This window comes from Streptomyces kurssanovii (assembly GCF_040677245.1).
Lineage (GTDB): Bacteria > Actinomycetota > Actinomycetes > Streptomycetales > Streptomycetaceae > Streptomyces > Streptomyces kurssanovii.
The window spans coordinates 20,253-34,713 of record NZ_JBFAQK010000042.1 but is presented as its reverse complement, the minus strand read 5'-3'; the positions used below and the strand labels follow the sequence as shown (position 1 = coordinate 34,713).

Sequence of the window (14,461 nt, the reverse complement as noted above, 5' to 3'; positions counted from 1 at the left end):
TCGTATGTCTACTTCCTTCGCCGACCTTCAGACCCTGCTGGCCGGGGCGTCGCTGCGCGACGCCCACCGGCTCGGCCGCCGTCTCGAAGGCGCCCGCCGCATCCGTAAGCCCGAGGCTCGGCAGGCCGTGCTGGACGAGATCGCCGCGGAGGCGGAGAAGTCCGCGGCCCGCACCGCCCTCCGGGCCGGCCGCATGCCCGAGGTCTCGTACCCGGAGCAGCTTCCGGTCAGCCAGAAGAAGGACACGATCCTGGAGGCGATACGGGACCACCAGGTCGTGATCGTCGCGGGTGAGACCGGCTCCGGCAAGACGACCCAGATCCCGAAGATCTGTCTGGAACTGGGCCGTGGCGTGCGCGGCATGATCGGCCACACGCAGCCCCGCCGTATCGCCGCCCGCACGGTCGCGGAGCGGGTCGCGGAGGAGCTGGACACCCCGCTCGGCGAGGCCGTCGGCTGGAAGGTCCGCTTCACCGACCAGGTGAACCAGGACGCCACGTTCGTGAAGCTCATGACGGACGGCATCCTGCTCGCCGAGATCCAGACCGACCGCGAGCTGCGCGCCTACGACACGATCATCATCGACGAGGCCCACGAGCGGTCGCTCAACATCGACTTCCTGCTCGGCTACCTGGCACAGCTGCTGCCCAGGCGTCCCGATCTCAAGGTCGTGATCACGTCCGCGACGATCGACCCCGAGCGCTTCTCCCGGCACTTCGGTGACGCCCCGATCGTCGAGGTCAGCGGCCGTACGTATCCCGTCGAGGTCCGTTACCGCCCGCTGCTCGAAGAGGACGGCGAGGAGAGCGACCGCGACCAGATCACGGCGATCACCGACGCGGTGGAGGAGCTGATGGGCGAGGGGAAGGGCGACATCCTCGTCTTCCTCTCCGGCGAGCGCGAGATCCGCGACACCGCGGAGGCGCTCAACAAGAAGCAGTACCGCTTCACCGAGGTGCTCCCCCTCTACGCCCGGCTCTCGCACGCCGAGCAGCACCGCGTCTTCCAGCAGCACACCGGCCGCCGGATCGTCCTCGCCACCAACGTCGCGGAGACGTCGCTGACCGTCCCCGGGATCAAGTACGTGATCGATCCGGGGACCGCCCGTATCTCCCGCTACAGCCATCGCACGAAGGTGCAGCGGCTGCCCATCGAGGCGATCAGCCAGGCCAGCGCCAACCAGCGCAAGGGCCGCTGCGGCCGTACGTCGGACGGCATCTGTATCCGGCTGTACTCGGAGGACGACTTCAACGCCCGGCCCGAGTTCACGGACGCGGAGATCCTCCGTACGAACCTGGCGTCGGTCATCCTCCAGATGACGGCGGCCGGACTCGGCGACATCGAGAAGTTCCCGTTCATCGACCCGCCGGACCACCGCAACATCCGCGACGGTGTCCAGCTCCTCCAGGAACTGGGCGCGTTCGATCCGGCGCAGAAGGATCCGCGCAAGAAGCTGACGGAGATGGGCCGCAAGCTCTCCCAGCTGCCGGTCGACCCCCGGCTCGCCCGCATGGTCGTCGAGGCCGACAAGAACGGCTGTGTGCGCGAGGTCATGGTGATCGCGGCCGCCCTGTCGATCCAGGACCCGCGCGAGCGGCCGGCGGAGAAGCAGACCCAGGCCGACCAGCAGCACGCCCGCTTCAAGGACGAGACGAGCGACTTCCTCGCCTTCCTCAACCTGTGGCGCTATGTCCGCGAGCAGCAGAAGGAGCGCGGCTCCTCCAGCTTCCGCCGGATGTGCAAGCAGGAGTACCTGAACTTCCTGCGGATCCGGGAGTGGCAGGACATCTACTCCCAGCTGCGCACGGTCGCCAAGCAGATGGGCATCCATCTGAACGATGACGACGCGCCCGAGCAGTCCGTCCACGTCTCGCTGCTCGCGGGTCTGCTGTCGCACGTCGGCATGAAGGACGTGAAGGAGACCGGGGGCGAGAGCGGGAGGAGTACGGGGAAGAACGAGTACCTGGGCGCCCGCGGCGCCAAGTTCGCGATCTTCCCCGGCTCGGCCCTCTTCAAGAAGCCGCCGCGGTTCGTGATGTCCGCCGAGCTGGTGGAGACGTCCCGCCTGTGGGCGCGGGTCAACGCGAGGATCGAGCCGGAGTGGATCGAGCCGCTCGCACAGCATTTGCTGAAGCGTACGTACAGCGAACCGCACTGGGAGAAGGACGCGGCCGCGGTGATGGCGTACGAGAAGGTGACGCTCTACGGCGTGCCGATCGTCGCCCAGCGGAAGGTGAACTACGGGCGGATCGACCCGGAGGTCTCGCGTGACCTCTTCATCCGCAACGCGCTGGTCGAGGGCGACTGGCGCACGCACCACAAGTTCTTCGCGGACAACCGCCGGCTGCTGACCGAGGTCGAGGAGCTGGAGCACCGCGCCCGCCGCCGCGACATCCTGGTGGACGACGAGACCCTCTTCGACTTCTACGACCAGCGGGTGCCCGAACACGTCGTGTCCGGCGCGCACTTCGACTCCTGGTGGAAGCACAAACGCCGCGAGCAGCCCGACCTGCTCGACTTCGAGCGCGAGATGCTCATCAACGAGAAGGCGGGTGCGGTCACCAAGGACGACTACCCGGACTCGTGGCGGCAGGGCCGGCTGAAGTTCCGGGTGACGTACCAGTTCGAACCGGGCGCGGACGCGGACGGTGTCACCGTGCACATCCCGCTGCAGGTGTTGAACCAGGTGACCGACGAGGGCTTCGACTGGCAGATCCCGGGCCTGCGCGAGGAGGTGGTCACCGAGCTGATCCGTTCGCTGCCGAAACCGGTCCGCCGTCACTACGTGCCCGCGCCGAACTACGCGAAGGCGTTCCTGGCCAGGGCCGTGCCGCTCCAGGAGCCGCTGCCGGTCACGCTCGCGCGCGAGCTGAAGCGGATGGTCGGGGTGCCGGTCACGGCGGACGACTTCGATCTCTCCCGTGTGCCCGACCACTTGAAGATCACGTTCCGGATCGTCGACGAGCGCCGTAAGAAGCTCGCCGAGGACAAGGACCTGGAGGCTCTTCGGCTCCAGCTGAAGCCGAAGGCCCGCCAGGCGCTCTCCCAGGCCGCCGCGTCCTCCAGCCCCTCCGGCGGATCCCTGGAGCGCACCGGCCTCACGGACTGGACGATCGGCACGCTCTCGAAGGTCTTCGAGACGCGGCGCGCGGGCCAGCCGGTCAAGGCGTTCCCCGCCCTGGTCGACGAGGGCGGCTCCGTAGCCGTACGGCTCTTCGACACCGAGGCGGAGCAGGCGCAGGCGATGTGGCGCGGCACCCGTCGTCTGATCATGCTCAACATCCCGGTGAATCCCGCCAAGTTCGCCTCCGACAAGCTGACGAACCAGCAGAAGCTGGCCCTCTCCCGCAATCCGCACGGCTCGGTCCAGGCGCTCTTCGAGGACTGTGCCCTGGCCGCGGCCGACCGCCTGATCGCGGAGCACGGCGGGCCGGCGTGGGACGAGGAATCGTTCCGGAAGCTGTTCGACAAGGTGCGGGCCGACCTCGTCGACCTGACCGTCCGCACGATCGACCAGGTGCAGCAGATCCTGGCGGCCTGGCAGGCCTGTGAGCGCCGCCTGAAGGCCACGAACAGCCTGGTGCTCGTCAACAACGTCCAGGACGTACGGAAGCAGCTGGCGGCCCTTGTGCCGGCCGGCTTCGTGACCCGCACCGGGCTGCGCAGGCTGCCCGACCTGATGCGCTACCTGGTGGCCGTGGACCGCCGCCTCCAGCAGATGCCCACGGCCGTCCAGCGCGACACCACGCGCATGGAGAAGGTCCACGAGATGCAGGACGAGTACGCCTGGCTGCTCGAGCAGCTGCCGCAGGGCCGGCCGGTGCCGCAGGAGGTCCTGGACATCCGCTGGATGATCGAGGAGCTGCGGGTGAGCTACTTCGCGCACGCGCTGGGCACGGCGTACCCGGTTTCCGACAAGCGGATCGTGAAGGCCATCGACGCGGCCGCGCCGTGACGGGCCGGTCGCCGGGAGTGAGTTCGACCTGATGGTCGCACCTGCTGTACAGTCTCTCTCGCAGCCAAGGGAGCAAGTACCGGCTGCGAAACCTGGTCCTGTGGAGCAGTTTGGAGTGCTCGCCACCCTGTCAAGGTGGAGGCCGCGGGTTCAAATCCCGTCAGGACCGCGCGATATGACGAAGGCCCGCATCATTCGATGCGGGCCTTCGTCGTGCCCGGGCGTCTTGACGGCGTCATCTGCCACGGGTACCCAGTCACTAGGGTCTTTCGTTCGGATCCGGCCCGAGCCGGACGAGGCGCCCAAGAGGACGGCACACACCCGGAGGTGACGTGCATGGCGGCGTCCACAGCAAGGCGGTACGAGACCCGGGCGCTCCTGCGCGCCCATCTGTCCGCCGCATCCGGCTATCGGCACCTCACAAGGTCCTGTCCCATCTGCCATCGCCTCCTGCGGCTCGCCATGGAGCGCCCCGACGAGGAGCCCTCCGGGGCCGGGCAGACACAGCCGCCCGCCACCAGGCCGCCGGCGGAGGCGCCGAACGGCCCACCGGCCGAGGACAAAGGTCCCACCAAGGAGTGACCAACAGCCGCCCTGGCGCGCCTGTTTCCGTGACAGGCTGGAGTTTGGCAAGAGGCGTGCGGTGTGACGGGAGTCACCGAACGGGTTTTCAGAACCCTTCCTTTTAACCCCTCCCTACACCCGTCCCATTTAATATGTGCCATTGCACTCTCCCCGGGGCCGTCCGGCACAGGTTGGCACAAGGCGCCCCGGGCGCTCCTCCGGGCACAAAAAAAATCGCGCTGGACCCGGCGGAGTCCAGCGCGATCGATGACGAAGGTCTCTGTTGGGGCAGAGCGCCGTCACATGGAGCTAGGGGTGGGTTCTCCGAGGTGGGGGCCCCGGAAATGCCCGGTCTTACAGGGGTGTTCAGGCCTCGCTGCGCTGCTGCGGGATACCCGCAAGCAGTGCGCGGACCTCTGCCTCGCGGTACCGGCGATGTCCTCCGAGCGTGCGGATGGACGTGAGCTTGCCTGCCTTGGCCCAGCGGGTAACCGTCTTCGGGTCCACGCGGAACATGGTGGCGACCTCAGCCGGGGTCAGCAGCGGCTCGGCATCAGGGGTGCGAGCGGTCATGAGCGGCCTCCTCGGGAGAACCGAACCTTCTCGGTTCTTTCCTCTAAATTCTGCACCTTGACCCGCGTTGCCCGAAATGGCAGACGCGGGCCGAGTCGGTTATAGGACGAACGGCTTGTCCTCGGCACTACAACTACACCATCTGTCCAGCGACGTCGGCCAAACCGATGGAATTGCCCTCTCAGGTGTCCATCAGCGGCCGAAGCCCGATGGACCATGCCATAACGGACAGTCACGTCACAGTAACGATCAGTCACAGAGCGATCAGGAGTCGCCAGACCCCCCATAGCGTGCAATGCTGAGCATTCCGCCCTTACTTGGACGGAAGGAACCCTCCCCGGACTCCTTGTCCTATTTTGACACGAGGGTAGGTGATGGGCGCAAGGGCGCGGTTAGTGCCGTCCGTCACGCTTGGGGGGCAAGTGCCCGGATCGGGACCTACGTCCTGTACGCAGCGCACCCCCGACAACGAAGTCGGCCTTCAGTTGGCGAACTGACGGTCCCTGACGGCCCGCCAGCGATCTGTCAGCCGCTCGTACGCCCGCGCCGCTCCCTCGCCGTCGCCGGCCCGCAGTGCCGCGATCCCCTCCGCCACATCGGCCGCGGAACGGTCCTGCGCCAGCTGTCCGTCCGGCAGCGCGTGCACCAGGCCCCCGTAGTCCAGCTCCACCAGCGACCGCGGGTGGAACTCCTCGAGCCAGCGGCCGACGTCCAGCAGTCCGTCGGTCAGCGGGCCCTCGTCGATCGTCTCGCGCAGCGTCCGCAGCGCCCGTGCGACCCGCCTGCGCGCCTGGACCATCGGCGTCCGGTACCGCAGCACGGGCGCGGCCGTACCGGCCGCCTCGTACTCACGCTCCTCGTCGGCGAAGAGCGTGAACCAGCCGACCGGTACATGCCAGACCGCCGTCCTGATCCACGGCCGCGCGTCCGGGTTCCGCGCGCGCCACTCCTCGAAGTCCGCCGCCGCCTGGTCCCGCACGACCTGCGGCAGCGCCGCGTCCAGCAGCTGCGCCGGCAGCTGCTCCGGCAGCTCCTCCAGGGCCAGCCAGCCGCGCAGCCGGGTCCGCCAGGGACAGACGCAGACCACTCCGTCGACGTCCGCCACGAACGCGTCGGCGCTCTCGTGGACCGGCACCGGGACGGGCGGCGTCGGCAGCAAGTCGGCCAGCGAACGGCGCAGTTCGTCCTGGGCGGTCGGTGTGGCGTCCCTGCGGGCGTAACGGGCCCAGTGGCCGCGTTCCGGCTCGGGGAAGGCCGCCAGCGGCTCGTAGATCCGAAGATAGGACGCGTAAGGGACAAGAACCGAGGACAGCGCTGGCATGCCGCGAATCCTTCCACGCCGGTACCCCGCGAGAGGGTGATCCTCGGCACTGCGTCGGATCTACGCACGCGTAGGACTTACCCTCTTGCCCAACCGGTCCTTCCCCGCGTCTGCCCAGCCAAAAGCGACGGTCAGGCCCCCGAGGACGGACCGTCTCCGCCGCTTCGTACTTGGGAGTCACCACCGTGACCGATGTGACCGGCGCCAATGCCGACGTACTGCACACCCTGTTCCGATCGGAGCAGGGGGGCCACGAGCAAGTCGTGCTGTGCCAGGACCGCGCCAGTGGCCTGAAGGCTGTCATCGCCATCCACTCCACCGCCCTGGGCCCGGCCCTCGGCGGCACCCGCTTCTACCCGTACGCGTCCGACGAAGAGGCCGTCGCCGACGCGCTGAACCTCTCCCGGGGCATGTCGTACAAGAACGCCATGGCCGGCCTCGAGCACGGCGGCGGCAAGGCCGTGATCATCGGCGATCCCGAGCAGATCAAGTCCGAGGAACTGCTGCTGGCCTACGGCCGGTTCGTCGACTCCCTCGGCGGCCGCTACGTGACCGCCTGCGATGTCGGCACCTACGTCGCGGACATGGACGTCGTCGCACGTGAGAGCCGCTGGGTGACCGGCCGCTCCCCCGAGAACGGCGGCGCGGGCGACTCGTCCGTGCTGACCGCGTACGGCGTCTTCCAGGGCATGCGGGCCTCGGCCGAGCACCTGTGGGGCGAGCCGACGCTGCGCGGCCGCAAGGTCGGCGTGGCGGGGGTCGGCAAGGTGGGCCACCACCTGGTCGACCACCTGGTCTCCGACGGGGCCGAGGTCGTGATCACGGACGTCCGCGAGGACTCGGTACGCCGGATCCTCGACCGGCACCCCCAGGTGACCGCCGTCGCCGACACGGCCACCCTGATCCGCACCGAGGGCCTGGACGTCTACGCCCCCTGCGCGCTGGGCGGCGCCCTGAACGACGCGACCGTCCCCGTCCTGACGGCGAAGGTCGTCTGCGGCGCGGCCAACAACCAGCTCGCGCACCCGGGTGTGGAGAAGGACCTCGCGGACCGCGGCATCCTCTACGCGCCCGACTACGTGGTGAACGCCGGCGGCGTCATCCAGGTCGCCGACGAACTGCACGGCTTCGACTTCGACCGCTGCAAGGCGAAGGCGTCCAAGATCTTCGACACCACGCTGGCAATATTCGCACGTGCGAAGGAAGACGGTATTCCGCCGGCTGCGGCGGCCGACCGGATCGCCGAGCACCGCATGGCGGAGGCGCGCGGTCGCTGACCGTGCCCGCCCGGCCCGCCGGCCTCGGGGAGACAAGACTCACCCCGGTCGGCGGGTCGACCGCCGGGAAGAGGTTAAAATCGCAGTTGACCAGCGAGGATTGGGTACCTTGCTGGTCCTGCCAAGTGGCACGTGATGCGGGCGGCGTACCGTATGGCCGCGGAAGCAGGTACCGTTGAAGCCCTACGGACCGGTCTCTCCACGGAGAGCCCGTTCCGACTCATGAACGCGTGTCAAGACTCTGGGGCCGTCGAGCCCCGTCACCGAGGGGGTCGAGCCATGGGGCGCGGCCGGGCCAAGGCCAAGCAGACAAAGGTCGCCCGCCAGCTGAAGTACAACAGCGGCGGGACTGACCTGTCGCGTCTGGCCAACGAGCTGGGCGCTTCGACTTCGAGTCAGCCTCCGAACGGCGAGCCGTTCGAGGACGACGACGAGGAAGACGACCCGTACGCACAGTACGCGGATCTGTACAACGACGACGAGGACGAGGACGAAGAGTCCGGTCCGTCGTCGCAACAGCGCCGCGGCGCTTGACGCTGCACCGACACTGACCCGGTCCAGGGGTGACCCCGGACCGGGTTCTGTGCTGTCGGCTCGCGCCGACCGCCGGACGGCGGTCGCTACGCGTACGTCCCGGTCAGCTCCGCACCCGTGTGCCGGTCGCTGTCGCGGTCGACGACGGTCCCGGCCACCCACGCGTCGACACCGCGGTCGGCGAGTGTGGTCAGCGCCACGTCGACGGACTCCTGCGGCACGACGGCCATCATGCCGACGCCCATGTTGAGCGTCTTCTCCAGCTCGAGCTGCTCGACCTGCCCGGCCTTGCCGACAAGATCGAACACCGCTCCGGGCGTCCAGGTCGAACGGTCGACGACCGCGTGCAGCGAGTCGGGGAAGACCCGCGCCAGGTTGTTCGCGAGACCGCCGCCGGTGATGTGGCTGAACGCGTGCACCTCGGTGGTCCGGGTGAGCGCCAGGCAGTCCAGCGAGTAGATCTTGGTGGGCTCGAGCAGCTCCTCGCCCAGCGTCCGGCCGAGCTCCTCGACCTGCTGGTCCAGCGACATCTTCGCCCGGTCGAACAGCACGTGCCGGACCAGCGAGTACCCGTTGGAGTGAAGCCCGGAAGACGCCATCGCGATGACCGCGTCACCCTTACGGATGCGCTCCGGACCGAGCAGCCGGTCCGCCTCGACCACACCGGTACCGGCACCCGCGACGTCGAAGTCGTCGGGGCCGAGCAGGCCGGGGTGCTCCGCGGTCTCGCCGCCGACCAGGGCGGTGCCGGCGAGCACGCAGCCCTCCGCGATGCCCTTGACGATCCCCGCGACCCGCTCCGGGTGGACCTTGCCGACGCAGATGTAGTCGGTCATGAAGAGCGGCTCCGCGCCGCACACCACGATGTCGTCCATGACCATGGCCACCAGGTCGTGGCCGATCGTGTCGTAGACACCCATCTGGCGGGCGATGTCGACCTTGGTGCCGACGCCGTCGGTGGCGGAGGCGAGCAGCGGACGCTCGTAGCGCTTGAGGGCGGAGGCGTCGAAGAGGCCGGCGAAACCGCCGAGGCCGCCGAGGCCCGCGACCTCGGGGCGCTGCGTCTTCTTCACCCACTCCTTCATCAGCTCCACCGCGCGGTCGCCCGCCTCGATGTCGACGCCCGCTGCCGCGTAGCTGGCACCGGTGCCCGCGTGCGGAGCACGCTCGGAAGATTCAGCAGACATGCTGGAGAACTTTCGTGTCGTACTGCAGGGGGATCACGGACGACGGAGCGCGTCGGCGGCGTCGGAGCCGCCCGCCAGCTCGGTCTCCAGAAGCTGCTTGCCGAGCAGCTCGGGGTCGGGCAGCTCCATCGGGTACTCGCCGTCGAAGCAGGCACGGCAGAGGTTCGGCTTGGCGATCGTGGTCGCCTCGATCATGCCGTCGATGGAGATGTACGACAGGGAGTCGGCCCCGAGCGAGGTGCCGATCTCGTCGATCGTCATGCCGTTGGCGATGAGCTCCGCGCGGGTCGCGAAGTCGATCCCGAAGAAGCAGGGCCACTTCACCGGCGGGGACGAGATCCGGATGTGGACCTCGGCCGCTCCTGCCTCGCGGAGCATCTTGACCAGGGCCCGCTGGGTGTTGCCCCGGACGATCGAGTCGTCCACGACGACCAGCCGCTTGCCCCGGATGACTTCCTTGAGCGGGTTCAGCTTGAGGCGGATGCCCAGCTGGCGGATGGTCTGCGAGGGCTGGATGAAGGTGCGGCCGACATAGGCGTTCTTCACCAGGCCGGAGCCGTACGGGATACCGCTGGCCTCTGCGTAGCCGATGGCCGCGGGCGTGCCGGACTCCGGCGTCGCTATGACCAGGTCGGCGTCGACCGGGGCTTCCTTGGCCAGTTTCCTGCCCATCTCCACACGGGAGAGGTAGACGTTCCGGCCGGCGATGTCCGTGTCCGGGCGGGCCAGGTAGACGTACTCGAAGACACAGCCCTTGGGCTTCGCTTCTGCGAAGCGGGAACTGCGGAGGCCGTTCTCGTCGATGGCGATGAGCTCGCCGAGCTCGATCTCGCGGACGAAGCTGGCGCCGCAGATGTCCAGGGCGGCGGTCTCGGACGCGACGACCCAGCCGCGCTCGAGGCGGCCGAGGACCAGCGGACGGATGCCCTGCGGGTCGCGGGCCGCGTAGAGGGTGCCCTCGTCCATGAAGACGAGCGAGAAGGCGCCACGGACCTCGGGAAGGACCTTGGCGGCCGCCTCCTCGATCGTCAGCGGCTTGCCGTCGTCGTCGACCTGGCCGGCGAGCAGCGCGGTGATCAGATCGGTGTCGTTGGTCGCGGCGACCTGGGTGGCGCGGCCGTTCTCCTTGGGGAGTTCGGCGACCATCTCGGCGAGCTGGGCGGTGTTGACCAGGTTTCCGTTGTGGCCGAGCGCGATCGAGCCGTGGGCGGTGGCCCGGAAGGTCGGCTGCGCGTTCTCCCACACCGAGGCGCCCGTGGTCGAGTAGCGGGCGTGACCGACCGCGATATGACCTGTGAGGGAGCCGAGGGAGGTTTCGTCGAAGACCTGGGAAACCAGGCCCATGTCCTTGAAGACGAGGATCTGGGAGCCGTTGCTCACCGCGATTCCCGCGGATTCCTGGCCTCGATGTTGGAGGGCGTAGAGCCCGAAGTAAGTGAGCTTCGCGACCTCTTCTCCCGGAGCCCAGACACCGAAGACGCCGCAAGCGTCCTGGGGGCCCTTCTCACCGGGGAGCAGGTCGTGGTTGAGTCGTCCGTCACCACGTGGCACGCCACCGAGTGTAGGCGAGATCGACCACTGGTCCGAATTGGGGACACCGCGCAACCGGGTTTCCAGGGGTGCAAAGGGCGCATGAAGGGCCCGTCCCACGGGCCTGCCGGCCTGCGCCCGACCTCGCGGGACGATCGGAAATCGTCCAGCGAGACGTCCACGATCCGGGACGGACGTGCCGGCACCCCGTCCCGGCCAGGGATTCGGCCTCCGCCCCGTCGGCCTCGGCGTGATCACCCTCCGTCAACGGGCGCCTGCTGCGGTCGGTCGCGCCCGTCGAAGGCGGCGTGTGCTAGTTCACACGGTCACTTCTCGCGAGAGGTGTCGGAGGCGACCGCCGCGAAGCCCTTGCCGTCCGAGGCGGTGAGCGTCAGCGACCGGTGCCCCAGCTCGTACGTCACCGTTCCGTCCATGACCTTGACCAGCTGACGCTCGACGTCCATCACCGGGCCTTCGCACAGCTTCCGGGTGGAGGCGAGGCGGCCGAAGGTGATGGAGTCGCCGGAGATCTTCGCCGTGCTGGTGAAGCGGTTGCAGCCGAGGCTGCCGCTCACGGAACCGTCCTTCGCGAAGGTCAGGTGCGCCTTGTTCTCCGTACCGGCCGGGAGGGACGCCGCCGTCTGTCCGGACACCAGGCTGTTCACGGACCACTTGGTGCCCACCAGCGGGGAGGACGGCTCAGAGGTGAGCGCGATGGAGTCGCCCTTCTCCGTCGTCAGGGTCAGCCTGCCGTCGCTGAGCTTCGCCTTGAGCTTCCCGGCGAAGGCGGCGCGCAGGGTGTCCTCGAAGCCCTGGATCTTCTCCTCGCACGCCATCTCGGTCATCTCTCCGGGCCCCACCGTGATGGTGTCGCCCTCGATCTTCACGTCGGCGCCGAAGTGGTTGCAGCCGTAGTTGCCCTGGGCCCGCCCCTTGTCGGTGATCTCGACATGGGCGTCGGTGGGGGCCTTGGTCCTGCGCCCGTCGACCGTGACGCTGTCGACGGACCAGTGGACACCGGTCACGGGAACATCGGGCTGCACGGTTCCTCCTCCGTCGCCTCGGTCACCGGAGCCGGCGCCCGACTCCGTGCCGCAGGCGGCGAGCGCGAGGACGGCCAGTGCGGTCACAGAAATGCTCAGCTGATTGCGCATACCTGTGGGACGGAGCGGACCTGGTGCCGGTTCCGCCCGTTCCCCCGTCCGGCCGCAGGCGTGCGGCCGACCAGGACCTGCCCGCCTGCTCGCCCGGGCCCGGGACCGGTCAGCCCAGGATCGGCAGCAGCGCCCCGAGATCGGCGCGCTCGCCGCTCGCGCCGACCTTCGCCGAGTCGAGCGCCTCACGCCACCCGGTGCGGCCGGTGGCGAGGCGGATCCAGGTCAGCGGGTCGGTCTCGACGACATTGGGCGGCGTGCCCCGGGTGTGCCGCGGGCCTTCGACGCACTGCACCACGGCGAACGGCGGGACACGCACCTCCGTCGACGCACCCGGCGCCTTCACCGCGAGGGCGTCCGCGAGCAGCCGTGTGCAGGCGGCGAGCGCCCGGCGGTCGTACGGGATGTCCAGCCCGGTCGCGTCGTTCAGGTCGTCGGTGTGCACGATCAGCTCGACGGTCCGGGTGACCAGGAAGTCCCCGAGCCGCATCCCGCCGAACCGCATGGGCACGAGCCGCTCCGCGTCGGCGGTCGGCAGCAGCTCCTCGAGGCCGGCGGCCGTGCGGTCGAACAGTTCGGTGACCGCACCGCCCTCGGCGAACGCCCTGGTGTCCTCGTCGACCTGTCCGGCGGCCGTCACCGTCGCGAAGGGCCAGTCCAGCAGCGCCAGGTCCTGCTTGTCGGGCTCCGGCAGTCGCAGATAGCGCGTGACGAGCCCGGCGACCATGGCGATGTGCGCGGCGAGCTCTCGCACGGTCCAGTCCCCGAGCCGCGTCGGCAGCGCGAACTGATCGTCGGTGAGACCGTCCACGGCCTGCCTGACGTGCCCGAACTGGGCGAGCACGGCGGCACGGGTGGTGGCGGGATCGTAGCTGCGAAGACGCTTCCTGGCCGGTGGCATGAGCCGACCCTACGGGGTGTGCAGGCCACCGGGCACCGTGTCGCCGGCAGTGAACGTCTCGCCGTTCCGGGGGACTTCGAGGCCGCGCCAGCGGAACGGGACGCCGAGCGCGGTGTCCGCGTCCGGGCCGTCCATCAGCTGGAAGTGGAGGTGCGGTTCCGAGGAGTTGCCGGAGTTCCCGCACCGGGCGATCGGCTGGCCTGCCCGGACCCGGTCACCGGGCCGGACCGTGAGGGAACCGCGCCGGAGATGCGCGTACGCGGCGAACACTCCGTCGCCGAGGTCCAGGACGACATGGTTGCCGAAGATCTTGCGGACTCCGAGGATGTCCCGGAACGACGCCTCGACGATCATCAGGTAGAGCACCGCGAGCAGCGAATTGCGGCTGAGATGGTCGCGCTGCCGGTCCTCCGCGTGGACGACGGTGGCGTCGGCGACGGCGAACAGCGGCTCCCCGAAGGCCGGAAAGTCCCTGCTCCGGCGGACGACCGGCCACAGGACCTTGAACCCCGGACGGGCGCCTTCGGCGGGCTCGGCAACGAGGTCGATGGCGTAGGTCTGCCCGTAGCCGTGGGTGCCGTGGCTCGGCGTGCGGTCGGCCGGGCTGTTCAGCGCGGACCAGCGGCCGCGCACCGGGACGCCGACCTCGACGGCCTCGCGCGGGTGTTCACGCCGGGTCCGCCGGGCGCGGACGAGAGCGACCACGAGGATCGCGAGGGACAGCAGCGCGGGCGACCAGACCCACCGCCGGTCGAACGGCAGGCCGGCGAACAGGTCGAGGAGGATGAGCGCGAAGAACGCCATCCATCCCCACCGGTGGACGAGCACGAGCATTTTCTGTGCTGACATGGACGTTCCCCCTTGATGCGGCACGGACTTGCCGTGTCACGGGCACGCGGCGGTCAGCACCACGAGCAGCGGGACCACCCGGGCCCCGGGAACCTCGTAGCGACCGCGCCCCGTGGTGTGGAGCCAGCCGGCGCCGGTCAACTGGCGCAGGTGGTGGTAGATCTGGCCGGTGGTGCCGAGCCCCTCGAGCTCGGCCAGCTCGGCGGCGGTACGGCGGCCTCCGAGGATCTCGCGCAGCAGGCGCAGCCGGACGGCGTGGCCGAGGGCGGCCAGCGACTCGGCGATCTGTCCCCGGTCCTCGCTGTTCTCGTCGAGGACGTCCGTGGTGAGCGCGCCGTACTGCCACTCGTACCGCTCGTTGGTCGGCAGCCGTACGGCTCCGGTGAACAGCACGCCGCCGTCCGCCGCCGCCTCGCCTGCGGAGCCGAGCTGCTGCTTCAGCCCCTCCAGCGCCCAGAAATCTCCGTCATCCGGGCTGGTCACGGCAGGCCGGGCGCCTTCCAGGGCCGCCAGCCGCCGCTCGAGCGCGGCGACCCGCTCTTCCAGATCCATGTTGCGAGATTACGTAATTACGTAATCTCGTGCAACCCTCGCACGCAGAAGCCCCCGCCCGGTC

Annotated in this window: 12 protein-coding genes and 1 tRNA gene; 5 read left to right on the top strand and 8 right to left on the bottom strand. The window is 69.3% G+C overall.

What is annotated here, in order from left to right:
• Positions 1–4: 4 nt before the first annotated feature.
• From hrpA to AB0K36_RS24910, 3 genes are all read left to right on the top strand, one after another.
• Positions 5–3,955 carry an ATP-dependent RNA helicase HrpA gene (gene hrpA, locus AB0K36_RS24920; protein ID WP_364598336.1) on the top strand — a complete coding sequence of 1,317 codons (3,951 nt, stop codon included), beginning with the start codon at positions 5–7 and terminating at the stop codon, positions 3,953–3,955.
• A gap of 94 nt (positions 3,956–4,049) precedes the next feature.
• A tRNA-Asp gene (locus AB0K36_RS24915) sits at positions 4,050–4,124 on the top strand.
• Between the two features lie 167 nt (positions 4,125–4,291).
• Positions 4,292–4,537 (top strand): DUF6274 family protein, encoded by a 246-nt coding sequence (locus tag AB0K36_RS24910; protein ID WP_364598334.1) that lies wholly within the window; start codon positions 4,292–4,294, stop codon positions 4,535–4,537.
• 348 nt (positions 4,538–4,885) lie between these two features.
• Here AB0K36_RS24910 and bldC read toward each other — a convergent pair whose 3' ends face one another.
• Both bldC and AB0K36_RS24900 read right to left on the bottom strand, forming a co-directional pair.
• Positions 4,886–5,092, bottom strand: coding sequence for a developmental transcriptional regulator BldC (gene bldC / locus AB0K36_RS24905; protein WP_003949541.1), 207 nt, complete (start codon positions 5,090–5,092; stop codon positions 4,886–4,888).
• A 481-nt stretch (positions 5,093–5,573) separates the two neighbouring features.
• Entirely contained in the window at positions 5,574–6,413 is an 840-nt protein-coding gene (locus AB0K36_RS24900) for a DUF8083 family protein (protein ID WP_364598332.1), read from the bottom strand.
• Positions 6,414–6,598: 185 nt separating this feature from the next.
• On the opposite strand from AB0K36_RS24900, the gene AB0K36_RS24895 reads away from it, so the two are divergent.
• Together AB0K36_RS24895 and AB0K36_RS24890 are read left to right on the top strand one after the other, a co-directional pair.
• Positions 6,599–7,690, top strand: coding sequence for a Leu/Phe/Val dehydrogenase (locus AB0K36_RS24895; RefSeq protein WP_356624588.1), 1,092 nt, complete (start codon positions 6,599–6,601; stop codon positions 7,688–7,690).
• Positions 7,691–7,969: 279 nt separating this feature from the next.
• Entirely contained in the window at positions 7,970–8,224 is a 255-nt protein-coding gene (locus AB0K36_RS24890) for a DUF3073 domain-containing protein (protein ID WP_159690167.1), read from the top strand.
• An 86-nt stretch (positions 8,225–8,310) separates the two neighbouring features.
• Here AB0K36_RS24890 and purM read toward each other — a convergent pair whose 3' ends face one another.
• From purM to AB0K36_RS24860, 6 genes are all read right to left on the bottom strand, one after another.
• Complete coding sequence (gene purM / locus AB0K36_RS24885) at positions 8,311–9,411, bottom strand: phosphoribosylformylglycinamidine cyclo-ligase (RefSeq protein WP_307707251.1); 1,101 nt, start codon at positions 9,409–9,411, stop codon at positions 8,311–8,313.
• 33 nt (positions 9,412–9,444) lie between these two features.
• Positions 9,445–10,962: an amidophosphoribosyltransferase gene (gene purF, locus AB0K36_RS24880; RefSeq protein ID WP_189474130.1), complete on the bottom strand. Its 1,518-nt coding sequence runs from the start codon at positions 10,960–10,962 to the stop codon at positions 9,445–9,447.
• Positions 10,963–11,267: 305 nt separating this feature from the next.
• On the bottom strand, positions 11,268–12,095 hold the full coding sequence (locus AB0K36_RS24875) for an META domain-containing protein (protein ID WP_364598328.1): 828 nt from the start codon (positions 12,093–12,095) through the stop codon (positions 11,268–11,270).
• A 109-nt stretch (positions 12,096–12,204) separates the two neighbouring features.
• Positions 12,205–12,996 carry a maleylpyruvate isomerase family mycothiol-dependent enzyme gene (locus tag AB0K36_RS24870; RefSeq protein WP_364598325.1) on the bottom strand — a complete coding sequence of 264 codons (792 nt, stop codon included), beginning with the start codon at positions 12,994–12,996 and terminating at the stop codon, positions 12,205–12,207.
• 9 nt (positions 12,997–13,005) lie between these two features.
• On the bottom strand, positions 13,006–13,845 hold the full coding sequence (locus tag AB0K36_RS24865; protein ID WP_364598322.1) for a M23 family metallopeptidase: 840 nt from the start codon (positions 13,843–13,845) through the stop codon (positions 13,006–13,008).
• Between the two features lie 36 nt (positions 13,846–13,881).
• Positions 13,882–14,397 (bottom strand): ArsR/SmtB family transcription factor, encoded by a 516-nt coding sequence (locus tag AB0K36_RS24860; protein WP_364598319.1) that lies wholly within the window; start codon positions 14,395–14,397, stop codon positions 13,882–13,884.
• Positions 14,398–14,461 lie beyond the last annotated feature (64 nt).